Source organism: Nonomuraea sp. NPDC049750, from assembly GCF_040659625.1.
GTDB lineage: Bacteria > Actinomycetota > Actinomycetes > Streptosporangiales > Streptosporangiaceae > Nonomuraea.
Window position 1 is genome coordinate 165,437 of record NZ_JBFANB010000008.1, and the last position, 23,308, is coordinate 188,744.

General features: G+C 71.3%; 16 protein-coding genes. 10 read left to right on the forward strand and 6 right to left on the reverse strand.

Going from position 1 to position 23,308, the window contains the following annotated elements; translation table 11 throughout:
- Positions 1 to 6 precede the first annotated feature (6 nt).
- The 3 genes from AB0J16_RS22840 to AB0J16_RS22850 all read left to right on the forward strand — a co-directional run bounded on the left by AB0J16_RS22840 (position 7) and on the right by AB0J16_RS22850 (position 6,005).
- Complete coding sequence (locus AB0J16_RS22840; RefSeq protein WP_358439627.1) at positions 7 to 1,176, forward strand: carbohydrate-binding protein; 1,170 nt, start codon at positions 7 to 9, stop codon at positions 1,174 to 1,176.
- Positions 1,177 to 1,186: 10 nt separating this feature from the next.
- Complete coding sequence (locus tag AB0J16_RS22845; RefSeq protein WP_358542635.1) at positions 1,187 to 3,724, forward strand: carbohydrate-binding protein; 2,538 nt, start codon at positions 1,187 to 1,189, stop codon at positions 3,722 to 3,724.
- Positions 3,725 to 3,938: 214 nt separating this feature from the next.
- The gene (locus tag AB0J16_RS22850; protein ID WP_358542637.1) at positions 3,939 to 6,005 is read left to right on the forward strand and encodes a CBM35 domain-containing protein; all 2,067 of its coding nucleotides are present in this window, start codon (positions 3,939 to 3,941) and stop codon (positions 6,003 to 6,005) included.
- Between the two features lie 114 nt (positions 6,006 to 6,119).
- On the opposite strand, the gene AB0J16_RS22855 is transcribed toward AB0J16_RS22850, so the two are convergent.
- The 3 genes from AB0J16_RS22855 to AB0J16_RS22865 all read right to left on the reverse strand — a co-directional run bounded on the left by AB0J16_RS22855 (position 6,120) and on the right by AB0J16_RS22865 (position 9,511).
- Positions 6,120 to 7,259, reverse strand: a complete 1,140-nt coding sequence (locus AB0J16_RS22855; protein WP_358542639.1) for a monooxygenase — start codon at positions 7,257 to 7,259, stop codon at positions 6,120 to 6,122.
- A 178-nt stretch (positions 7,260 to 7,437) separates the two neighbouring features.
- Complete coding sequence (locus tag AB0J16_RS22860; RefSeq protein ID WP_358542642.1) at positions 7,438 to 8,856, reverse strand: aspartate aminotransferase family protein; 1,419 nt, start codon at positions 8,854 to 8,856, stop codon at positions 7,438 to 7,440.
- A 31-nt stretch (positions 8,857 to 8,887) separates the two neighbouring features.
- Positions 8,888 to 9,511 carry a TetR/AcrR family transcriptional regulator gene (locus AB0J16_RS22865; RefSeq protein ID WP_358542644.1) on the reverse strand — a complete coding sequence of 208 codons (624 nt, stop codon included), beginning with the start codon at positions 9,509 to 9,511 and terminating at the stop codon, positions 8,888 to 8,890.
- Positions 9,512 to 9,626: 115 nt separating this feature from the next.
- Here AB0J16_RS22865 and AB0J16_RS22870 point away from each other — a divergent pair, with 115 nt between their 5' ends.
- Together AB0J16_RS22870 and AB0J16_RS22875 are read left to right on the forward strand one after the other, a co-directional pair.
- On the forward strand, positions 9,627 to 10,271 hold the full coding sequence (locus AB0J16_RS22870; RefSeq protein WP_358542646.1) for an HNH endonuclease family protein: 645 nt from the start codon (positions 9,627 to 9,629) through the stop codon (positions 10,269 to 10,271).
- Positions 10,272 to 10,319: 48 nt separating this feature from the next.
- Positions 10,320 to 11,039, forward strand: a complete 720-nt coding sequence (locus AB0J16_RS22875; RefSeq protein ID WP_358542648.1) for a hypothetical protein — start codon at positions 10,320 to 10,322, stop codon at positions 11,037 to 11,039.
- A gap of 18 nt (positions 11,040 to 11,057) precedes the next feature.
- On the opposite strand, the gene AB0J16_RS22880 is transcribed toward AB0J16_RS22875, so the two are convergent.
- Positions 11,058 to 11,432 carry a MerR family transcriptional regulator gene (locus AB0J16_RS22880; protein WP_358542650.1) on the reverse strand — a complete coding sequence of 125 codons (375 nt, stop codon included), beginning with the start codon at positions 11,430 to 11,432 and terminating at the stop codon, positions 11,058 to 11,060.
- Between the two features lie 39 nt (positions 11,433 to 11,471).
- Here AB0J16_RS22880 and AB0J16_RS22885 point away from each other — a divergent pair, with 39 nt between their 5' ends.
- Positions 11,472 to 12,251: an MBL fold metallo-hydrolase gene (locus tag AB0J16_RS22885; RefSeq protein ID WP_358542652.1), complete on the forward strand. Its 780-nt coding sequence runs from the start codon at positions 11,472 to 11,474 to the stop codon at positions 12,249 to 12,251.
- Positions 12,252 to 12,292: 41 nt separating this feature from the next.
- Positions 12,293 to 13,159 carry an SMP-30/gluconolactonase/LRE family protein gene (locus AB0J16_RS22890; protein ID WP_358542654.1) on the forward strand — a complete coding sequence of 289 codons (867 nt, stop codon included), beginning with the start codon at positions 12,293 to 12,295 and terminating at the stop codon, positions 13,157 to 13,159.
- 48 nt (positions 13,160 to 13,207) lie between these two features.
- Here the strand turns inward: AB0J16_RS22890 and AB0J16_RS22895 are convergent, their stop codons facing one another.
- Positions 13,208 to 15,847 carry an AAA family ATPase gene (locus tag AB0J16_RS22895; protein WP_358542656.1) on the reverse strand — a complete coding sequence of 880 codons (2,640 nt, stop codon included), beginning with the start codon at positions 15,845 to 15,847 and terminating at the stop codon, positions 13,208 to 13,210.
- Positions 15,848 to 15,964: 117 nt separating this feature from the next.
- Between AB0J16_RS22895 and AB0J16_RS22900 the strand changes: the two genes are divergently transcribed.
- Entirely contained in the window at positions 15,965 to 17,770 is a 1,806-nt protein-coding gene (locus AB0J16_RS22900) for a GMC oxidoreductase (protein ID WP_358542659.1), read from the forward strand.
- Positions 17,771 to 17,777: 7 nt separating this feature from the next.
- Here AB0J16_RS22900 and AB0J16_RS22905 read toward each other — a convergent pair whose 3' ends face one another.
- Positions 17,778 to 19,814 (reverse strand): alpha-amylase family glycosyl hydrolase, encoded by a 2,037-nt coding sequence (locus tag AB0J16_RS22905; protein WP_358542661.1) that lies wholly within the window; start codon positions 19,812 to 19,814, stop codon positions 17,778 to 17,780.
- 85 nt (positions 19,815 to 19,899) lie between these two features.
- Here AB0J16_RS22905 and fxsT point away from each other — a divergent pair, with 85 nt between their 5' ends.
- Entirely contained in the window at positions 19,900 to 22,941 is a 3,042-nt protein-coding gene (gene fxsT / locus AB0J16_RS22910; protein WP_358542663.1) for an FxSxx-COOH system tetratricopeptide repeat protein, read from the forward strand.
- A 104-nt stretch (positions 22,942 to 23,045) separates the two neighbouring features.
- The gene (locus tag AB0J16_RS22915) at positions 23,046 to 23,306 is read left to right on the forward strand and encodes a hypothetical protein (protein WP_358542665.1); all 261 of its coding nucleotides are present in this window, start codon (positions 23,046 to 23,048) and stop codon (positions 23,304 to 23,306) included.
- Positions 23,307 to 23,308: the final 2 nt, after the last annotated feature.

The following is a 23,308-nucleotide window of genomic DNA, read 5'->3' on the forward strand; positions in this document are numbered from 1 at the left end:
GAAGCCATGGACATCACCCGACGCCAGCTGGGGACCCTCGTAGGCGCCGCGCTCCTCACCCCGTACCTGCCCGCCCGCCCGGCCGCGGCGGCGCTCGCCTGGCAGCTCATGTGGGCGCCGGAGGCGTCGTCGGTCGGGCTCGGCGCGTTCGAGACGATCGAGGACGACCGCGCCGACTCCCACCCCGCCGGCCAGCCGCACATCTTCGCCGAAGGGAACAACTTCCGCTTCAACATGCACACGGTCGACCGCGACACGATGACCGACCGGCAGCGGCAGGAGGTGACCGGTACCCGTAACCCCAGCGGCTACCTGCAGTGGCTGAAGGGGGAGACGTGGCGGGTCACGTACTCGATGTTCATCCCGAGCTCGCTGAAGGCGACCACGACCTTCACCCACATCAGCCAGACGAAGATGCCGGGTACCGGCGGGCTGCCGATCACGACCACCTCGCTGCGCCGGGTGAACGGCGTGCAGACCATCGAGCACACGATCTACGAGCAGGGCATCCTGGTCGGCCGGACCAACCTGGAGCCGCTGCAGGACAAGTGGATCGACGCCGAGTACGAGATCAAGATCGGCGACGGCAGCGCGGGCTCGGTCCGCTGGGTGCTGCGCGACGGGAGCACCACGCTGGTCGACGCCACCAAGACCGGCGACACGTTCCTGGGCGACCGGGTCCGCCCCAAGTGGGGCATCTACCGCTCGCTCGGCGACACCTCGGGCTCGCTGCAGAACTGCTACATGCTGCTCACCAACATGCGGGCCTACAAGCAGGTGCAGGTCACCGCGACCCGCCTGGAGGCGGAGAACGCGACGATCTCCCAAGGCGTGGTCGAGTCCAACCACGCCGGATACTCCGGCACCGGCTTCGTCAACTCCGACAACGTGGCGGGCGCGTACACCCAGTGGGGCTTCCAGCAGGGCACCGCGGGCCCCGCGACCCTCACCATCCGGTACGCCAACGGCACCTCCGCGAACCGGCCCATGGACGTCACGGTCAACGGCACCGTCGTCGCCTCGGGCCTGAGCTTCGCGGGCACCGGCGCCTGGACCACGTGGGCGAGCAAGACCGTCAACGCCACCCTGGTCGCCGGCGCGAACACGGTCAGGCTCACCGCCACCACCGCCAACGGCTGCCCGAACCTCGACTACCTCGACATCACCGGACCCTAGGAGCACGCATATGTCCCGTGTGTCGCGTACGGCGGTCCTCGCCGTACTCGCCCTCCTGCTCGGCCTGCTCACCGCACTGCCCGCCCGGGCCGATCTGCAACACCCGCGCCAGGCGTTCCTGCGCAACTCGATCGCCGGCCTCTTCCTGCACTGGGGCGAGCGCACCTCGCCGCAGCACACCAGCTGCAGCGGCTGGGAGGCCGACGTGACCAACGGCGGCTGGAGCGCCTCCTACTGGGTCAACGAGGCCAAGAAGCTGCACGCCCAGTACATCGTCCTGGCCACCTTCCACAGCAGGCTCGGCTACGCCCGGCCCTACCCGTCGTCGATCCCCGGCTCGTGCCGCACCACGCGGGACTTCCTGGGCGAGCTGATCGACGCCGCCGACGCGCAGGGGCTGAAGGTCATCAACTACATGACCGACGACCCGCAGTGGCACAACGAGGGGCTCAGCTCCGGCGACTGGCTCAACTCCTCGGCCTTCTCCAGCTACGTGGGCCACAACGTGGACCTGACCACCCGTGACGGATTCGGGGAGTTCAGCTACCTGCAGTTCTTCGAGCAGATGCAGCGCTATCCGAAGCTGGCCGGGTTCTGGATCGACAACGACAACGCCTACTGGGAGAGCAACAACCTCTACGCCAAGATCTACCAGCAGCGCCCGGACATGACGATCTCGAACAACAACGAAGACACGCCGATCATGGACATGATCAGCAACGAGCAGAAGACCGGCATGTCGCCCTCCTACGACTACCCGCAGGCGGTCTACACGGCGCTGCCGAGGCTGATCGAGGCCGACTTCAAGCTGCCGACCGGCGGCCCCTGGTGGTACGGCGGGTCGGACGAGGCGGTCGACCGCAAGCTCACGCTGGGCCGGCTCATCACCAACGCCGGATCGTCGGTGAAGGCGCTGATGGCCGAGACCGCGATGGTCAACGGCAAGTTCCCCGCCCAGCAGGTGAGCTTCAACAACTTCGCCAACACCTATCTGGAGGAGATCTGGGAGTCGCTCGGCGGCACCGAGGGCGGCGGTTACATGTTCGGCGGCCTCAAACCGGGCTTCTGGAACAACGGCGCCCACGGCGTGACGACGATCTCCAAGACCGATCCCAACCGGCACTACATCCACGTCGTCACGCCGCCGTCCGGCAGCACGCTGTCGGTGCGTGACAACGGCTACCGGATCAGCTCGGTGACGAACCTGCGCACCGGCTCGCCGGTGACGTTCACGCAGGCCAACGGGACGCTGACGCTGAGCGGCATCTCCTCCTGGGACCAGTACGACACGGTCTTCAAGGTGATCTCCAGCGGCCGCGAGGGCATCTACAGCGGCGTCTCGCTGTCGGCGAGCTCCTCCACCAGCGGTCACGGCGCCTCGGCGGCGGGTGACGGCGACTACCTCACCTACTGGGACAGCAACGCCGCCGAGCCCGCGTCGCTGACCTTCGACCTGGGTTCGGCCAAGCGGATCCAGTACCTGGCGTTCAACCAGCGGGAGGACTCGACGGTCTATCCGTCGTCCGGGTCGGCCCGCGTCTCCGGCTACCAGGTGTACGTCAGCAACGACGGGTCGAGCTGGGGGAGCGCGGTCAAGACCGGCACCGTGCCGAACGCGCGCGGCGTGCAGTTCATCGACCTGACCGCCACCACCGCCCGCTACGTCAGGCTCACCAAGACCGGCCACCACGGCGTCTCCCGCTGGCGGGTGGACGAGGCGTGGGTCGGCGGCCAGTACGCGGCCGGCGGCGGCACGACACCTCCGCCGGGCCGCTATGAGGCGGAGGACGCGACGATCTCGCAGGGCATCTTCGAGAACTCCCACACCGGTTACAGCGGCACGGGCTACGTCAACGGCGACAACGCCGCCGGGTCCTATCTGCAGTGGTCCATCACCGCCGCCGCCGCGGGCACGGCGACGATCAAGTTCCGGTACGCCAACGGCACGACGACCAACCGGCCGTCGGCGATAGCGGTCAACGGCACGACGGTGTTCGCCACCCGTGATTACGCGAGCACCGGCACCTGGGACACCTGGGCCACCGACACCTTCACGGTCCCGGTCAACGCCGGGGCCAACACGATCCGGGCCACCGCGACCACGGCCAACGGCAACCCGAACATCGACTACATCGACGTGGACGTGACACCGGGCGGCGGCGGAACCACCACCGACTACCAGGCCGAGGACGCCACGATCTCCCAGGGCATCGCGGAGTCCAACCACACCGGCTTCACCGGGACCGGCTTCGTCAACTACGACAACCTCGTCGGCTCCTACGTCGAGTTCACGGCGAACGCCGAGTCGGCCGGGAACGCCACGCTGACGCTGAGGTTCGCCAACGGCACCGCGGCCAACCGGCCGATGGACGTCACGGTCAACGGCACCCTCGTCTCCGACGAGCTCGCCTTCGACCCGACGGCGAACTGGGACACCTGGACGACCAAGTCGATCACCGTCCCGCTGAACGCGGGCGCCAACACCATCCGCGCCACCGCCACCACGGCCGGCGGCGGTCCGAACCTCGATCGCGTCACGATCGGTTGAGCCCCGGCCGCCGTGCGGGCGTGGACGCTTCGCACGGCGGCCGGCACCAACGGCAGCCATGGCCCAGAAGGCGCACGTAGCGGCGGCGCGCCGGCTCCACCGGAGGAGCGTTCCCCTGGACAGTCCCCGGCCCCGTACGGCGCTTGGCGCTCACCGGGCCGGCCGTACGAGCAAAGGAGAGAATCCCGTGAGAGGGAGAGGGATAGTCACGGCGATGGCGGTGCTCTTAGCGGGCCTGTTCGCAGGCCTTCAGCCCGCGGCCGCGTCCGACAACGGCCTGTCGATCAGGCCCGCCATGGGGTGGAGCAGCTGGAGCTTCGTGCGGCGCTGGCCCGATGAGACCAAGATGAAGGCCCAGGCCGACGCGCTGGTCAGCAGCAGCCTGGCCGCGCACGGCTACGTCTACGTCAACCTCGACGACTTCTACCAGAAGTGCGACTCCAACGGCTTCCAGGTCGACGGCTTCGGGCGGTGGGCCGTCGACACCGCCAAGTTCCCCGGCGGGATCAAGGCGCTGGCCGACTACGTGCACGCCAAGGGGCTGAAGTTCGGCTTCTACGTCACGCCCGGCATCGCCAAGAACGCCGTCACCGCCAACAAGCCCGTCGAAGGCACCTCGTACCACGCGCAGGACATCGCCGACACCTCCCAGACGCACAAGAACTACAACTGCAAGAACATGTACCGGCTGAACTACTCCCACCCCGGCGCGCAGCTGTTCATCAATTCGTGGGCGAATCAGATGGCCTCGTGGGGCGTCGACTACCTGAAGATCGACGGCGTGGACGCGACGACGGTCGCCGACGTCGAAGCCTGGGACAAGGCGCTGCGCCAGACCGGCCGGCCGATCAACTTCGCGTTGTCCAACAACCTGCCCATCGCCCAGGCCACCACGTGGAAGCGGCTGGCCAACAGCTGGCGCACCCAGGGCGACGTCGAGTGCTACTGCGGTCCCGGCGCGAACGGGAGCGGGTTCCCCCTCACCGACTGGTCGCACGTCTCCAGCCGGTTCACCTCGGCCGCCAGCTGGCAGCAGTACGCCGGTCCCGGCGGCTGGAACGACTACGACTCCCTGGAGGTCGGCAACGGCGACCAGGTCGGTCTCACCGCCGACCAGCGGCGTACGCACATGACGCACTGGGCCATGATCTCCAGCCCGCTGCTGCTCGGCACCGACCTGACCGCGCTCACCTCGACCGACCTGGCCATGCTGACCAACGACCGGCTCATCGCCGTCGACCAGGACGGCGTCGCCGCCAGTCGGGTTGTGAACAGTGGTGTCAACCAGGTGTGGCGTAAACGGGAGTCGAACGGCGACTACATCGTGGCGCTCTACAACACCGGAACCTCCGGCAACTCCACCGTCAGCGTCACCTGGTCGCAAGTGGGCTTCACCGGGCCCGCCGAGGTCACGAACCTGTGGTCCGGCGCCTCGGAAGGCACCGTCGCCTCCTCCTACAGCGCCACCCTGCGCCCCGGCGAGACCCGCCTCATCCGCGCCCGGCCCACCACTGTGACCCCGCACTACGAGGCGGAGAACGCGACGATCTCGCAGGGCGTCGTCGAGTCCAACCACGCGGGCTACTCGGGCACCGGCTTCGTCAACTACGACAACGTCGTCGGCTCGTACGTCGAGTACACCGTCAACGCCACCGCGGCCGGCAACGCCAACGTCACCCTCAGGTACGCCAACGGCACCACGGTCAACCGCCCGATGACCATCACCGCCAACGGCACCACGCTGACCCGCGACTTCCCCAGTACCGGCGACTGGGACACCTGGGCGACGGCCACGTTCACACTGCCGCTGACCGCCGGGGCCAACACCATCCGCGCGACGGCCACCACCGCGAACGGCGGCCCGAACGCGGACTACATCGACGTGTCGGCGGCCACCCAGCCCGGCACCGAATATCAGGCGGAGAGCGCGACGATCTCGCAGGGCGTGGCGGAGTCCAACCACACCGGCTTCACCGGGACCGGCTTCGTCAACTACGACAACCTCGTGGGCTCCTACGTCGAGTTCGCCGTTAACGCCACCGCCGCGGGCACCACGCCCCTGACGATCCGGTACGCCAACGGGACGGCGGTGGACCGGCCGATGGAGGTCGCGGTGAACGGCACGGCGGTGACCACCCGGTCCTTCCCCGCCACCACGAACTGGGACACCTGGGCCGACGGCACGGTCACGGTAGACCTCCAGGCGGGGGCCAACACGATCCGCCTCACGGCCACGACCGAGGGCGGCGGCCCCAACCTGGACCGGGTCACGCTGGGCTGACATCGACCCCGACCGCGGGCGGCGGCCCCCCGGCCCGGATCACGTCATGCTCGGCTTGACCCGACCACGGGCGCACGCACACCGGCCTGGCGGTGTGCGTGCGCCCTACCCCCTTTATGCGGCTTTCGACCAGATGGCGAGGCCCAGGCACATCTCGTCGCTGGTTCCCTCGCCCCAGACCACGTAGCGCGGCTGCAGCTTGCGCAGCTGCGGCAGTCGCGCGCGCAGCCCGGCGTCATGCGTGCAGGTCACCCGTAGCATGTCGCCCTTCTTGAGGGTGACCGGCTTGGCCAGCACGCGGAGCGCCTGGTCGTCGAAGTCGTAGTTCGGGACGTTCAGCAGCGTCTGCGCCTTGGGCGTGCCGGGGTTGAGCTCGACCTTGATGGAGCGCCCGAGCAGGTGCATGTGCCCGGCCATCGCGTGCAGCGTGATGGGCCCCGGGACGGGCCGGTCGCAGTGCTGCGTCGGCCCCGGCTTGAGCGGCCCGCACATCTTGGCCAGCTGGTCGGCCTGCTCCTCGGACCCCGGCCCGAACCTGCGCGCCACGTCCTTGACGGCGGCGGCCCGGTCGCACAGCGCGCCGGACTCCTGCGGCGTGCACGGCAGCTCCACCGGCCCCGGGAGCAGCGCGGTCTCCAACGGCTCCAGGGTCTTGTCGGTGAGCCGCAGCCGGATGCCCGACTTGTCGGATCCGGGGGTGCCTTCCACGTTCAGCGTGTTGTAGTGGATCTGCATGATGAGCTTGCTGCCCGGCGGCAACGCGTAGCCATAGCGCGAGTCGAGCAGCGTCTCGTTGGTCCCCGGCGCCCAGTGCGCCACCCAGGAGGCGTCGTCCACGCCGGCGTCACCGAAGCACGTCCAGCCCTGACCGGGGGTGCTGTCGTCGAGCGTCTTCGCCTTGGCCGCCTGCCGGGGGTCGACCCGGAAGAAGATCGCGTGGTGCACGATGTCGGCGTTCTGCGGCTGGAACTGGGCTCCGGTCAGGAACGCCTGCTTCGTCAGCTTGGGGTCGATGACGAAACACCGGTAGTCGTCCGTGCCGCCGTTGGGGGCGTGCGGCGTGTAGGGCTCCGCCATCGTCAAGGACTCGAACCGCTCGCCGTCGCGTAAGGGGGCGGTCACCGGCGCGACCTTGGCCCCATGTCCCCCGGCGTGGCTCGGGTGGGCCGCCGGGGTGGCCGTGGTGGCCGTCCCGCATGAGGCGAGCAGGGCGACCACGGCGCACGAGGCGGCGATACGGGCTAGTCGAATCATGTTTCCACGGTCCCGCGTGACCCGGCGCGGGACATCCTTCCGGAGGACGTTCCGTGTCCTTCCTTGGAATGACCGCCGAGGTCCGCCTTCCGAATGCGGGGGAGTGCAACGTTAGTTGTAGATCGCCGTGCTCGTCAGCGGTAGATCACCGGCAGGCGAGCCGCGGATCACCGGCTTGTCAGCTGTAGATCACTGACAGGAAGCGCACCAGCACCGCCTCCCGCCGGGGCGCGGGCAGCGCGTCCAGGACCGCGTTGACCAGCGCCATCTCCGGCTGTCCCGCGCCGGGCCGCAGGTCCACCCCGACCGCCGCGGCCAGCTCGGCGAAGGCCGCGTCGTCCAGTGCCTCCAGGTCGAGGTCCACGACCAGGTCGATCAGCCCGTCGGGGAGTACGGCCGGACCGCGCGTCCGGGCGGCCGCCGCCGCCTCGCCGATGACCTTCAGCAGCGCCTCGATCCCCGAGAGCGTCACCCCGGTGACCGTGATGTGCAGGTTGGCCGGGATGCCCGCGTACGACAGCTGCGGCTGGAGGTACCAGCCGCGCCGCCGCGCCTCGTCGGCCAGGACGAACACGTCGAGCTCCGCCGAGGTGAACGCCACCAGCGAGCTCTCCGGATCGCCCAGCACCCGCAGCCCCGGGATCGCCGCGATGCCCGCGCGTAATCTGGCCGTCGCCTCCAGCGTGGTCCGGCCCAGGGCCAGGTAACCGTCGCGGCCCAGAGCCTGGAGAGTGGCCCACGCCCCGCCGAGCGACCCCGCCGACCTGGAGCTCTGCACGGTGGCGTTGATGACGGTGTAGCCGGGCCAGGCGGCCGAGGCGAAGTACGCCTTTCGGCGCGTCGCCGGGTCGGCGAACAGCACGACCGAGGCGCCCTTCGGGGCGTACCCGAACTTGTGCAGGTCACAGGAGAGCGAGGTGACCCCCGGCACCGACAGGTCGAATGGCGGGATCGCCGCGCCGGCCGCCCGCAGCCACGGCAGCAGCCACCCGCCCACGCACGCGTCCACATGGCAGCCGACTCCCGCGGCGGCGGCCACGGCCGCGATCTCCTCGACCGGGTCGATCACGCCCTGGGGGTACGACGGCGCCGAGGCGACGACCAGGACGGTGTCGTCGTCCATCGCCGCCGCCACGGCCCGCGCGCCGGCCTTGAACGTGACCGGATCGACCGGCACCGGCCTGACCTCGAGCCCGAGGTAGTGCGCCGCCTTGTGGAAGGCCGGATGAGTGGTGACGGGGAGCACCAGGTTGGGCCGGTCGCGCCCGGCCGCGTCGCGGGCGGCCTTCACCGCCAGCATGATCGACTCGGTGCCGCCGCTGGTGAAGATGCCGTGGCCGCCGCCCAGCAGGTCGGCGACGGCGCCGACGACCTGCCTCTCCATCTCCACCACGCTGGGGAACGCCGTCGGGTCGAGGCAGTTGACCTCCAGCATCTCCGCGTAGGCGCGGGCCGCCGCCTCGTGAACGCCGTCCCGGCCGCTGTCGTAGACATAGGCGGTCACCTGGCTGCCCCTGACCGGCAGATCGTGCTCCTTGAGCCGGGCCACCTCGGCCAGCAGTTCGTCGGCGGCCCTCCCGGTGTCGGGCAGGTTCACACGCTCTCCTCGTATCATGGCGCCGCCGTGGTCACGGGGTTTCGCCGGGCAGCCCGAGCATGCGGTGCACGGTCAGGTGCAGGTGGGCGCGGAAGCGGCGCAGCGCCACCGTGTCGCTCCCGCCCCTGCGGTGGCCCTCCTCGTCCAGCACGCCGCCCTTGGCGAACCCGTGCACGCACCAGATCACCGACCACATGGCGTACTCCAGGTCGACCGCGCGGTCGATCACCCCGGCCGCCACCGAGGGACGCAGGGCGTCGGTCACCATCACCACCAGCGGCTGGACGTAGTGGCGTTCGAGCTCGGTGAGGTCGCTGGCGTCGGAGAGCCAGCGGTGCATCCACAGCGCCGGCACCTCGGGATGGACCACGCAGAACTCCAGGTAGTCGTCGATCAGCCGGTGAATCCCGGTGACCGGGTCGTCGCCGCCCAGGCGGCCCAGCGCCCCCTCCAGGGCGGCGCGCTCGGCCTGGTGGGCGCGCTCCATCACGGCGAGGTAGAGCTCCCGCTTGCCGCCGACGTGGTAGTTGACGGTGGCGATGTTCAGGCCCGCCGCGTCGGCGATCTGCCTGGTGGAGGTGCCGTCGAAGCCGAGTGCGGCGAAGAGCTGTGTCGCGACTTTCATGATCACGGTGACCTGGTCACTGTCTCTCATGGAACGAAACTAATCCGGCCTCCGCCGCTCCGTCAATCACTTGATGGAGTCACTTTAGGTGCCATCTCAATTACTTCTCGTGACATTCCTTTGAGGTGGCTGTTACTGGTAATCCATGACCATCTTCTCAGGGCGGTTCGTGGTCCCCTTCCTCGCGACTCTCCTGCTCGTCCCGCCGGCCGGCGCCGCCGCGACCGCGCGCACGATGCCCGTCCCGATCTCGGTGACCGAAGCCCGTACGGCGCTCGACGGCCTGACCGTCGGCGAGAGGGGCACACTCCACGGCTACAGCCACACCCGCTTCATGCCCGAATGGGCCCCGCAGCGGGGCGCGTGCGACACCCGAGAGATCGTCCTGAACCGTGACGGACAGGCCGTCCGGCGCGACGCGTCCTGCCGTGTCATGGCCGGCACCTGGTACAGCCGCTACGACGGCAAGCTGCTCACCAGCGAGGCGAACATCGACGTCGACCACCTCGTCCCCCTGGCCAACGCCTGGCGTTCGGGCGCCGACACCTGGACCGACGCCCAGCGCCACGCCTTCGCCAACGACCTGATCCGCCCCGAACTGGTCACCGTCAGCGCCACCGCCAACATCGACAAGGGCGGCAGCACGCCGATCACCTGGCGGCCGCCGGTCGTCGCCTATTGGTGCACGTACGCCCGATCGTGGATCACCGTCAAGCGGCACTACGCGCTGCGGATCACGAAGGCGGAGAAGGCCGCGCTGCATGAGATGCTCGGCACCTGCTCGCCCTGATCACCGGGATAGGGTCGGGTGATGTTCACCCAGTAGCGCCGCCACCAGGTGCGGGCCCAGCTGATCGAGCGGGCCCGCGTGGACGACCGGATCATCGGCGCCGCGCTCACCGGCTCGGCCGCGCACGACGCTGAGGACCGCTGGTCCGACATCGACCTCTTCTTCGGCGTGGCCGACGGTGTCGAGCCGGAGGCGGTGCTGGGCGACTGGAGCGACTTCGCCTACCGGGAGCTCGGCGCGATCCACCACTTCGACCTGCGCGGCGGCTCGGCCGTGTACCAGGCCTTCCTGCTCGGGGACTCGCTCGAGGTGGACCTGGGGTTCACGGCCGCGACCACGTTCGGGCCGGTGGGTGAGGGGGCCTTCCGCACGGTGTTCGGCGCGGCGGCCGAACGGCGGTCGGCACCGGCCGATCCCGGGCATCTGGTCGGCCTGGCCTGGCATCACGTGCTCCACGCCCGCGTCTCGATCGAGCGCGGGGCACTGTGGCAAGCCGAACACTGGATCAGCGGCATCCGCGACCACACCCTGGCCCTGGCCTGCCTGCGCCTCGGCCTGCCCGCCGCCTACGCCAAGGGCGCCGACCGGCTGCCCGCCGAGATCACCGAACCCGTCGGCGAAGCGCTCGTCCGCGCCCTCGACCGCGCCGAGCTGGCCCGCGCGCTCGGCGCGGTCACGCGGGCCCTGCTGCGCGAGCTGCGTGAGACGGACCCGCGGCGCGCCGTGGACCTGGAGAAGCCGCTCCTCGACCTGGCGGCCCTTTCCTAGGGCAGGACGCGGCGCTCATCACGGAATGCGGGCCTCGATCTGCTCGCGGGCGTGTGGGCATTCGTCGAAGCGCAGCGGGCACGCCAGCGCGTGCTCGATCAGCTCCTTCGCCGTCTGCGCCTGCGCGATGCGCTGCTCGAGCACGGCGAGATGCCCCTTGAGCAGGTCGGCGTGGTCCATGGGATCGGGCGAGCCGAGCACCTCGCGCAATGCGCCCAGGCCCAAGCCGGCCTCCTTGCCCAGCAAGATCATGGCTACGCGCCGCAGATCGGCCGGGCCGTAGCGGCGGTGGCCGCTCTCGTGCCTGGCCGGATCCAGCAGCCCGGCGCTCTCCCAGTGCCGCAGCACGTGCGTGGGCAGCTCGAACCGGGCGGCCAGCTCGCCGATGGTCATGCTTGACTTCATGTGCACATTAACCTTCATCGTGGCCGCATGAGCAACCAAGCCGCACTGGCCGTCACGCGCGTGGCCAACTCGTGCGTACTCCTCGAGATCAACGGCCATGCCGTACTCACCGACCCGTTCTTCACCGAACGCTGGCACCTGCACCGAGGCGAACCGCTCGGCATGACCGTGGCCGAGCTGCCCCGGCTGGACGCCATCATCGCCAGCCACTCCTACCCCAACCATTGGGACCTGCGCGCGCTGCGGACGTTCCCCCGCAAGGCGGCCACGCCTGTCTTCGTGAGCAGCGCCCGGATGGCCCGCCAGGCGCGGGACCTCGGCTTCCGGCAGGTGGAACACCTCGAATGGGGGCAGAGCGGCCACCCCACCGAGGAGCTTTCGATCGAGGCCACCCCCGCCGGGCGCACCCTCCTGTGGCGCCACAACGCGTACGTGCTCAGCGGCGGCGGGCTCCGCGTCTTCTTCGGCGGCGAGATCCGCGACGTGTCGCTTTTGGAGCGCTACCGGGCCGAACATCCGCCGGTCGACCTGGCGCTGTTGCCGGTCAACGGGTTGCGGGCGTTCGTCGGGCCGCCGATCGTCATGGGGCCCGAGCAGGCCGTGGCCGGGAGCAGCGCCCTGGGGGCGCGCGTCCTGGTACCCGTGCACGACGCCCACAGTGACGACGACCTGCTCGCCCGCGTGATCCGCCGCAACGGCACCGGTATTGAGGCCAAGTCCCTGGCGGACGCCCGCGCGGAGGGACCCGACGTGGTGAACCTGCCGACGGGCCGGAGGTGGACCTACCCCGCGGTCAGCCGTTCGTGATCGACAATGGGGAGGTCTGAGCCCAGCTGGAGGAGATCGGCATGACCATCGCCGCGTACACCGTGACCGCACCCGTCGCCGAGCACGGGGAGGGCCCCGTGTGGTCCGCTCGCTGGGGCGGCCTCCGGTTCGTCGACATGATGGCCGGCGACGTGCTGGCGCTCGACCCGGACGGCTCGGTCCGCCGCCGCCACGTCGGCGCGGTCGCGGCGACGATCCGCCCGCGCGCCGCCGGCGCGGGCTACGTGGTCGCGGCCGAGCGGGAGCTGCTGCTGGCCGACTCCGACGAGCTGGACGCGCCGCTGCGCTCGCTCGGCGAGGCGTGGAGCGATTCGTCGGTACGCATGAACGACGGCGGCTGCGACCCCGACGGCCGCTTCTACATCGGCAGCATGGCCTACGACGAGACCCCGGGACGCGGCTCCCTCTACGTGGCCGAGGCCGGTGGCGGGCTGCGCGTGGTGCTGCCGGAGGTCACGATCTCCAACGGCCTGGACTTCAGCCCGGCCGGCGACCTCGCCTACTACGCTGACACGACGACCGGGCGGGTCGACGTGCTGGACTACGACCGGGAGAGCGGGCTCACCGGACGGCGGCCGTTCGCGGTCGTGGACCCGGCCGACGGCGCCCCCGACGGGCTCACGGTCGACTCCGAGGGCGGCGTGTGGGTGGCGCTGTGGGGCGGCGCCGCCGTACACCGCTACAGCCCGGAGGGCCGTCTCGAGGCCGTCGTCCGGCTCCCGGTTCGCAAGGTCACCGCGGTCGCCTTCGGCGGCGACAACCTCGACCAGCTGTTCATCACCACCTCGGCCCTCGACGTGGACCGGGTGGAACAGCCGGCCGCGGGCGCCCTCTTCGCCGCCGAGCCCGGCGTGCGCGGCCGCCCCGTCCTGCAGTGCGCGCTCTGAACGGCCGCACTGTGGGCGCTCTGAAGGGACTCGCTGTGCGACGGCCCCTCAGCTTGACGAGCCCGCGCGGGCGCGGACGCCGTTGGCCAGGGCGACGCGGGACGACACGCCCAGGCGGGCGTACACCTGGCTGATGTGGTACTCGACTGTCTTGACGCTCAGCAGCAGCTCGCGGGCGATCTGCCGGTTGGTCAACCCGGTGGCCACCAGCTGGGCCACGGCGTCCTGCTGCGGCGTCAGGCCGAGGGGGGAGACCGCGTGCTGCTGCCCGCACGCCGCCAGCTCGATCTCGCAGCGTTGCGCGTAGGGCACCGCCTCCAGGCGGTCCAGCTCCCGCAGCGCCTCCTTGAGCTGTTCGGCCGCCGCAGCCCGGCGGCCGAGCCTGCGCAGGAACGAGCCGTACGCCAGCAGGGTCCTGGCCCGGTCGAACGGCTCCCCGGTCTCCGCGCACGCCACCTCGAACGCCGTCGTGGCCGACTCGGTCTCGTGCCCCGCCGCCAGCAACCGAGCCCGGACACCGGGAGAGACGGCCGGTACGTCACCGGCCCGGCGCAGGTCGCCCTCCGTGATGAGCGCGTCCAACAGCAGATCGCCCCACGGCAGCAGCCCGCGCTCGGCCTGGTTCGTTGCGTCGGGCAGACCAAGCTGGGGATAGGCCGTCGCGTCGGGCTGGGCGGACGCGGTGCGGTTGGGCGAGACGTTCGCGGTCCGGTCGGGTGAGGCGGACGCGGGCGCGGTGACCAGGTCGAGCAGCGGTGTCAGCAGGGCGATCACCTCGTCCGGCCGGTTCCGGGCGGCGGCCAGGTGGGCCGCGGCGTACGCGGGGCCGATGACCGCCACCGGCGCCGTCGCGTCCCTGGCCAGCCGCCGGGCCGCCTCGGCGTGCTGTCCGGCGCGCTGCCAGTCGCCTCTGGCCGCGGGCACGAGTGACGCCACCGCGTGGGCGTGCGCCGACATCCAGCAGGGACCGAGCTCGTCGGCGACCGCGGCGGCGAGCTGCCCCAAGGCCGCGGCCTCGTCCCAGCGCCCCTGCTGGAAGTCGGCCAGGCTGCCCATCACAGCGGTGAGCAGCCTGGCCGGTGGCGAGCCCCCCAGCCCGCCGGAGTGACGCATCAGCCGCAGATAGTCGCCGGGCTCGGGACGGCAGCTCCAGGCGTCGATCCTGGCGAGCAGCGCGGGCCGCGCGCACCGCTCCCGCGCCTCGGCCAGCGCCGCCACCGCCTCATCGGTACGGCCGGCGTAGTGAGCGAGTACCCCTCGCGCGAAACGACCGTCCGCTGTGTCGACCCTGAGGGCCGTCGGGGAGGCCGCGCCGACGCCGAAGGTCGAGGGGGACGCCGCACCTGGGGCAGGGCCGGTGCCGGGTTCGGCGGGCGTCCCTGAGGAAGCCGTCGCAGAGGTGCCTGGCCGGGTGGTCGGCTCGTTGGCGCCGAGCCGTACCGCCAGAGCGTGGGCCTCGGCCGGGCGGCCGTCGAACAGGAGGGCCTCGACGGCGTCGGCGCCCGGCTCCCGGTCCAGCCGGGCCGCCTGCGCGAGCAGCCGCGCCGCCTGCCCCCACTCGCCCGCCGCGGCCCTGCGCCGCCCGGCCGCCGCGATGTCCCGCACGAGCTCCGGGCCGGGACGTTCGGCGGCTCGCAGCAGGTGCTCCAGCCGGGTGGTCTCGTCCTCGGTCAGCGTCGCCGCCGCGGCGTGCAGCCGCAGCCGCTTGGTCGGGCCCATGTGCTGATAGACCGCCCCCTTGAGCAGCGGGTACGAGAAGCGGATCAGGATCCCGGCACCGGTCGGCCGCTCCACGAGCAGCCCGGCCCCCAGCGCCTCCTCCAGCGCCGAGAGCGGCGCCCCGACGCCCGCCAGCTTGGCGGCCGCACCGAGCGAAACCTCGCCCACCGCGCGTCCGGACCCAGTGAGCGAGATCTCGACCCCCGCCCGGCCGGTGCCGCCCGGCGCGATGTCGCAGGCCAGGACCGCCGCCGCCTCGACCAACGACCGGGCGGGCTCGCTGCACCAGGCCAGCCGGGCCAGGGCGTCGCGGGCGTGCTGCCCCGGCACCGGCAGCGGGACCTGCGGGTCGGCCAGCTCATCGAGGTCCGTCTCCTCCAGGACCTGCAGGATGTGCCGGGGGTTACCGCCCGTGTGCTCGCACAGCCGCCCGGCCGCCTGCTCGGTCAGGGGCAGGTGGGTCAGCGCGCGCACCTGCCGGGCGCCGATGCCGGTCAGCGCCAGCCGTACCGACATCTCGCGGGTGAGCAGCGGCTGGAGTGAGGCGGGCTGGTAGGGGTCCGGGCTGGTCAGCACGGCCAGGACGCGGGCGGGCCGCAGCCGTCGCCAGGCGAACGCGAGCGCGGTGAGCGAGACGGAGTCGGCCCAGTGCGCGTCGTCGACGGCGATCACCACCGGCCGCGCCTCCTGCAGCTCGTCGAGCCGGTCGCGGAGCCGGGCCCCAGCCTCGAACGGATCCGCGGGCTGCAGACCGGCGATCCTGGTGAGCACGCCGTACGGCAGGACCGACTCGCTCTCCACGGCGTCGGCGGCGATCACGTGCGCCTGGTCGTCCAGGGTGGCCAGGAACCGGCGCAGCAGGGTGCTCTTCCCGATGCCGGCGGGGCCGTGGATCAGGACCAGCCCCGGCTCACCCCGGCGGGCCAGCTCGAAGCGGTCCGTCAGCGATTCCAGCTCTCGTTCTCGCATGCGCACACAGTGCTCTTGCGCGCTCGCAGCTTCCTTGTCGCCGACTGCAAGCGAAGATTAAGCGGCGCGAGCTATACCAGCATCGGGAGATTTAGCGCGACATGCGAGGGGGCTTGCATGGCTGGGGAGACGTTCACGATCGTGCTGAGGGGCGGGGCGATCCGTCCCGACGCGAGGCTGGGGGTGTTCAGCAGCCTCGACGGCTGGCGGGCCCGGGTGCCCTGCCGCTATGTGGAGGGTGCGGACGAGTGGCGGGTGGAGCTCGACAGGCCGCCCGCCGGGACGGCCGTGGAGTTCAAGTTCCACTGTGACGGGGCGTGGGAGGCGCTGGACGGCAACCGTACCGCCTGGCCCGCGGACATCGCGGCGGGCGAGCGGATCGAGACGATGACCGGCACCCAGTCGGAGCTGTTCCCGACCCGTGACGACATCATCGTCACCAACCCGCTCCCGGCCCGCCGCCACTTCGCCCCCATGCTGGACGAGGCCGTGGTGTACGACTACATCCTGGTCGGCAGCGGCATGGGCGGCGGCGTGCTGGCCCATGAGCTGACGAGGATGGCCGCGGCCAAGGGCGGGCGGATGCCGCAGATCCTCGTGCTGGAGGCCGGCGGGTACCTGTTCTCGACCCACGTCGGCAACATGCCCAGGCAGCAGAGCTCCAGCGCGGAGGCCGACCGGACCGTCTGGGGCCTGTGGTACCAGTACCGGTCGGCGCGCTACCGGACGAGCTCGTCCGGGATGCAGGTCGCCGAGGCGTTCTGCCTGGGCGGCAAGTCGGTCTTCTGGGGGGCGCTGATCCCGAAGATGGACGGGCGGGAGTTCGAGTCGTGGCCGCGCGGCGTCCGCGAGGAACTGCGCACCGAGTGGTACGACGAGGCCACCGATCTGATGCACGGCACGCGCCCGACGCTCAGCGACTACCGCAGGACGATCAAGGAGTTGCTCCGCACCCAGATGAAGCGCTTCCGCCAGCACGAGGTGCAGGTGGCGGCCGAGAACTCGGTGGCGCACCGGCTGGGCATCCCCTCAGGGATCTTCTCGACGGCGGCGCTGCTGATGGAGGACCGCCTGCGCGACGGCTGGAACAAGAGCCTGCACGTCAACCTCAACCACGAGGTCGTCGGGTTCGAGTGGGACCGCTCGGGCGGCCGGACCAGGGTGGCGGCCGTGCGGGCCCGCGACCTGATCGCCGGGAAGGACCGGGTGTTCCGGGTGGCCGACGGCGGGCGGGTGATCATGGCGGCCGGCACCGTGGGCAGCGCCGTGCTGGCCCGCCGGGCGCGGGTCGACAACGAGTGGGTCGGCAAGGGGATCACCGACCACCCCACGTACGTCTGGAAGTTCACGCTGCCGAGCGACGCGCCCGGGTACGCCGCGCACGACTCGGTCAAGATCCTGCTGCGCGGCTCGGTCGGCGCGATGCCGCTCAACGTGGTGGTGGAGATGGGTGTGGGGCTCAACCAGTACCGGGTGGACGAGGACGCCGTCCCGGCGCACGCGGACGTCTCCAGGATGGACTGCGAGATCGTCTTCTTCCCTTCGGTGCCGCTGCTCGACGGCAACACCGTCGAGTTGGACCCGGACACCGGCCGGCCGGTGATCACGATGAAGCCGGTCGAGATCCCCGGTTACCTCGCCGCGGTGCGGGAGATCGGCGGCCGGATCATCCGCATCATGGGCGGCGACCCGGCGGCCTCGGAGCCGTTCGCCGCCGATCTCGGGGCGGTCGGTCACGAGGTCGGCACGCTGCGGATGAGCGAGGACCCCGGCATGGGCGTGGTCGACCCCGACCTGAAGGCGTGGGGGCACGACAACCTCTACGTCTGCGACCTGTCGGTCTTCCCGACATCGCCGGCCGCGAACCCCTCGCTGACGCTCACGGCCTTGGCGATGCGGTTGGCGGACCACCTTTCTGGTTGAGCCGGATTTAGTTGACGGGCTGGTTCGTCAGGACCAGCGCGGACGCGGGAGGCAGATCCTGCAGCTCGATGTGGCGCGAGGCACCCGGGCCGGGCAGCACGGTCACGGCCGACCTGAGCGGGTGCTTCGTCACCCCGCCGATCTCGGCCGTGTTGGCGACCACGGTGAGCTCCTGCGTGCGGGCGTTCAGGGCGCCGTCGATCTCGACAAGGGCGCCGCGCGTCTCGGTCAGGCTCGGGTTGACCACGCAGACCACCTCGGTCCCGGCCAGTACGCGCGACCAGCACAGCACGTCGCCGGGCCGGGGGAGCGCGTAGCCGCCGTCGGCCCGGCCGAGCCTGCGCAGGTACTGCCGCCCGGCCCGCAGCGCCCGGTGGGCCGCCCGCGCGGCCAGCAGCATCCTGATCCGTTGGTAGATCTCGTTGTCCTGGTCGAAGACGTGGTGGCCCGTGGTGCCGTACGGGCCGAACCCGACCATATCCATGTCGAACAGGTGCGCCGCGGTCGGCGACTCGCCATCGGCGGGCCGCCCGGCGGCGCCCGCCTTGCGCGGATGCTCCGGCCCGAACATGGCCTCCCGCAGATACCGATCCCCCGACAGCTCGCGGCGGCCCCAGCCCTCGCCCATGAGCCACCCCCGCTCGCTCTCCTCCGGGCCCGTCAGCCCCTGCTCGATGCCGTAGTAGAGGCACGGGATGCCCAGCGAGTACAGCAACAGCGCCACCCCGACCGTGACCTGGCGGGGATCGGGCTCACTGTGGCCCGGTGGCGTCAGCGCGCCGAACCGGAGCTGGGGATCGATCGACAGATCGTCGTGATCGTCCACCATCGAGACGTAGACGGAACCGAGAGAGCGATGAGAGACCCCCTGCGTGGCGAACCTGCGGAAGAACTCCTCGACGGCGTCGGGGAAGGGGAAGTCCTCCCGGCCGAGCGCGACATCGCGCAGGAGCCGCCGCGTCTCGCCGGTCTCCAGGACGGCGCTCAGATTGCGCCCGATCAGGTCCAGGTACCGCTCCTCGATCGTGTCGCCGCCGCCGACCTCTCCCACGATGAGGAAGTTCGCCTTCCCCAGCCCGTCGGCGAACTCCCTGAGCGCCCCGCAGAACAGCGTGGCGTCGCGCGGCGGCACGTGCTTGAGCGTGTCGATGCGCACGCCGTCGATGTCGGTGAGTGCCATCCAGTAGGTCCAGATCCGGATGAGCGTCTGGAGCTCTTTGGACTGGTCGAGGTCCCGGCTGAACCAGTCGGCCCGCCGGTAGGGCGCGTCCGGCTCGTCGTCGCCGCCCTGGCCCCAGCCGAGCCCGTCGCCGCCCGCCCTGGTGTAGGCGTCGGGGTCGTGCAGCTCGCTCGGCCACACGCCGTGGTCGGGCTCGGTGGGCGCGGTGCCGTGCGGCAGGCGCCCCCCGGTGCCGTCACGCCAGGCGCCGAACGGCAGCTTCCCGTCCCGGCCCGCGTACGGCGGGCGGACCACGTACTGGGGGGAGCCCGGGGTGCCGAGGTCGTAGTCCCAGTTCTCGCCGCTGTGGTTGATGAGGATGTCGAGGATGACGCGGATGCCGTGCTCGTGGGCCTTGCCGACCAGCTCCACCAGGTCCTCGCGGGTGCCGAATCTGCGGTCGACGTCCAGGAAGTGCTGGATGGAGTAGCCGTGGGGGTCGTCCGGCGCGGGGACGCCGTCCACGGTCGTGACGGGCCGCTGCTTCCACACGGGCGCGATCCACAGCGCGGTCACGCCGAGCTCGCGCAGGTAGCCGAGCTTGGAGATGACCCCCCGCAGGGTGCCGCCCTGGAAGCGGTCCCGGCCGGAGGCCGCCCACTGGTTCCACATCCACCCGGCCGGGCGGGAGCTCGCCGGCCGGGCCCGCTCGACGAGCTCGCGCTGGTGCTCGCGGCCGTCGCTGAACCTGTCGGGCAGCAGGAAATAGATGACCTCGTCCCGCCAGTCGGACGGCGACGGGTGGTAGCTCTCACGCTGGGGCCAGACGGCCTCCCAAATGCTTCGGGGCGGGGCTTGGCCGATGATCTCGTCGATGTTCGCCATGGCGCCGGGCTCCTTGGCTGTGTATTCCTGCCTGTCTGCCCAATCTGAACCGGGTTACAGTCGCAGGCAAGAGGAGAGGAGAGGCGTGGACATCCGGATTCTGGGCACGTTCGACGTCCTGATCGAGGGCGACTCCGTCGCGCTCGGCGGACCGCAGCGGATGGCCATTCTCGCAGTCCTCCTCCTCCACCAGGGTGAGGTCCTCAGCTCTGACCAGCTCATCGAGTACGTCTGGAGCGGGACACCGCCCAAGAGCGCCCTCAGCGCGCTGCACGCGCACGTGTCACGGCTGCGCAAGGCGCTCAACGGCGCCGACATCCTGCAGTCCTACGGCTCCGGCTACCGCGTCGTCGTCGAGCCGGAGAAGGTGGACGCCTTCCGCTTCGAGCGGCTGGTCGAGCAGGGCGCCCGCGCGCTGGCCCAGCAGGACTGGGCGGGGGCCGTGGCGCTGTACAGCCAGGCGCTGGAGTTGTGGCGCGGTCCGGCGCTGACGGAGTTCGCCACCGAGCCGTGGGCGCAGTGCGACGCCATCAGGCTCGAGGAGTTACGCTTCAGCGCCGAGGAGGGCAGGACCGACGCCGAGCTGGCCCTGGGACGGCACGCCGAGGCGCTGCCGCGGCTGGAGCAGCGCGTCAGTGAGCATCCGCTGCGCGAGCGCTCCGTCGCCCAGCTCATGCGCTCGCTCTACCGGTGCGGGCGGCAGGGCGACGCGCTGAACGTCTACGACCGGGTCCGCCGGATCCTGGCCGAGGAGCTCGGCGTGGACCCCGCCCCGGCGCTGCAGGCCACCCACCAGGCGATCCTGCTGCACGATCCGGGACTCGACGGCAGCCCCGCCCCGCCGCCGCGCCAGGACGCCCCGCCGCGGCGGATCATCAACCTGCCCTCGCGCAACCACGTGTTCTCCGGCCGCCAGACGATCCTGGCCGAGATCGAGGGCGCGCTGACCGAGCCGACGACGCGCCCGCCGCCCCGGGTGGTGGCGCTGCACGGGCTCGGCGGCACCGGCAAGACGCAGATCGCCCTGGAGTACGCGCACCGGCACGCCGCCGACTACGACGTGGTCTGGGAGGCGCAGGCCGCCGAGCCCGTGGCCTTCTGGAGCGTGCTGGCGGAGCTCGCGCTGCGCCTGGGCGTACGTCAGCAGGCCGATCGCGGCGAGATCCTGGCCGCGCTGGCCGAGCGCCTGGCCGGGATGGACCGCTGGCTGCTCATCCTCGACGACGTCGAGGACGGCACGCTGATCGAGGCGTTCCTGTCGTCCCTGCGGGCCGGGCACGTCATCGTGACCTCGCGCAACCCCGCCTGGGGCCAGCTGGCCGTGGGCGTGCGCGTGGGCTCCTTCTCCCGGGCCGAGTCAGTCGATTTCCTGTCCACCCGCGTGGCCAGGACCAGCGGTGCCTGGACGCTGGCCGAGCAGCTCGGTGACCTGCCCTTCGCGCTGGAGCAGGCCGCAGCCTACAGCGAGCAGACCGGCATGAAGCTGGATGAGTACGGCGACTTGTTCCGCCGCCGGGCGGACCAGTTGCTCACCCGCGACAAGGCGTTCGCCACGGTCTGGCAGCTTGCCTTCGAGCGGGTCGCGCAGGCCTCGCCGGTCGCCATCGAGCTGCTGCACCTGTGCGCGACGCTGGGCCCCGGCGGCGTCTCGCTCGACCTGCTGGACTCCATGCCCGAGGTCCTGCCGCCCGCTCTCAGGGACGCGGTCGAGGACGAGCTGGCCCTGCAGGACGCCATCGCCCACCTGCTGCGCCACTCGCTCGTCGAGCGCGACAGGGGACGGCTGCGCATGCATCCGCTCGTCAAGGCGGCGGTCTGGGCCAGGCTGCCCGACGAGGAACGGCGTACCTGGGTGACCTGCGCCGTCAAAATCCTGAGCTCGGTCGTGCCCGCCGACGCCGAGAACCCCACCACCTGGCGCACTTGGGACAGCGTCATCCCCGACGTCATCCACCTCGGCCAGGAGGCCGACAGCGCGGACATCGCCGTGCCCGGTCTGCCGCGCATGCTCTGCGGCTCCGGCCACTACCTCACGGTACGGGCGGCGTTCGAGCGGGCGCAGGAGCTGTTCGAGCTGGCGCTGCGGCTCGTCAGGCGCCAGCCGGGCGCCGACGCCGACCTGGCGGCCGTGCTGTCCGACCACGGCAACCTGCTGGAGCTCACCGGCGACGTCAACGGCGCCCGCGCCGCCCAGGAACAGGCGCTGGTGCTGGCCGAACGCGCCCTGGGCGGCGACGACCCAGCCGTGGCCCGGGTCCTGCGACGGCTCGGCAACGTGCTGGTCTGCCAGCGCCGCCTGCCCGAGGCCAGGCGTACCCTCGAACGCGCCCTGGCCATCCTGACCGCCCGGCAGGAGCCGGACCGCAGGGAGATCGCCCGCGTCAGCCGGGAGCTGGGCTTCGCCGCGTGGACGGCCGGCGACCTGCGCGCCGGCCAGGAATGGCTGACCAAGGCGCTGGCCACCGCCCGGACGATCCTCGGCCCCGACCACCCGGACGTCGCGCACACCCTGTCCGGGCTGGGGCTGATAGTCCAGGACACCGGCCGCCCGCAACGGGCCGTCAAGTTGCAGGAGCAGGCCGCGTCCATGCTCACCGCCGTGTACGGCGACGAGCACCCCGAGGTCGCCCACACGCTCGACAAGCTCGGGTACGCGCTGCGCCTGTCGGGCCACTTCGAGGAGGCCAGGGTCAGCCACGAGCGGGCGCTGTCGATCCTGGAGTTCTGCTACGGCCCCGGCCACGGCGAGGTCGGCATGCCGCTGACCAACCTCGGCCTGGTCTACCTGGACACCGGCGAGCCGAAGCTGGCCAGGGACCACCAGGAGCGGGCGATCCAGGTGTTCAGAAACGCCTACGGCGACGACCACGCCCACGTCCACCTCGGCGTCCGCCGGCTGGGCCAGGCCATGCTGGCCGACGGCCGGGCCGCCGAAGCGCGGGACCTGCTGCGCAGCGCGCTCACGGGCACCGAGCGCGTGCTGGGGAGTGGCCATCCCGACGTCGCGGGCACCCTGCTCGACCTCGCGCAGGCGTACGAGGTGCTGGTAGAGCAGGAGTCGGCCGACGCCTGCCGGGCGAGGGCCGAGCGAATTCTGGCCCGTGGCAGGAGCCCCATTCAGGGTTAGCCTTCAGCGTTGTCAGCTTTCAGCGTTGTCAGCTTTCAGCATTGAGGGTTAGCCCTCAGCCGTCACCTGAGGCCGGATTCGCTCACGGACCCGACTCTGGGGACATGCCGGATTTCACGGACGCGTCCCCGGAGCACCGGGTCATCTCCGCCGAGGTGGAGCCGGTGCCGGGACGACGGCACCAGGCGGCGGCCGTGTTGAGCCGGCTCGGCCTGCGCGTTCTGCACCTCGGCCCGACGATCAGCGTGAGCGCACCGGAAGAGGTCTGGGAGCGGACGTTCGGCCTGCCTGAGCCCGCCATCCCTCGCGAACTGCGGGGACTTGTCACAGGGATCCATCTCGCCGGGCCTCCCGACCTGCACTGACC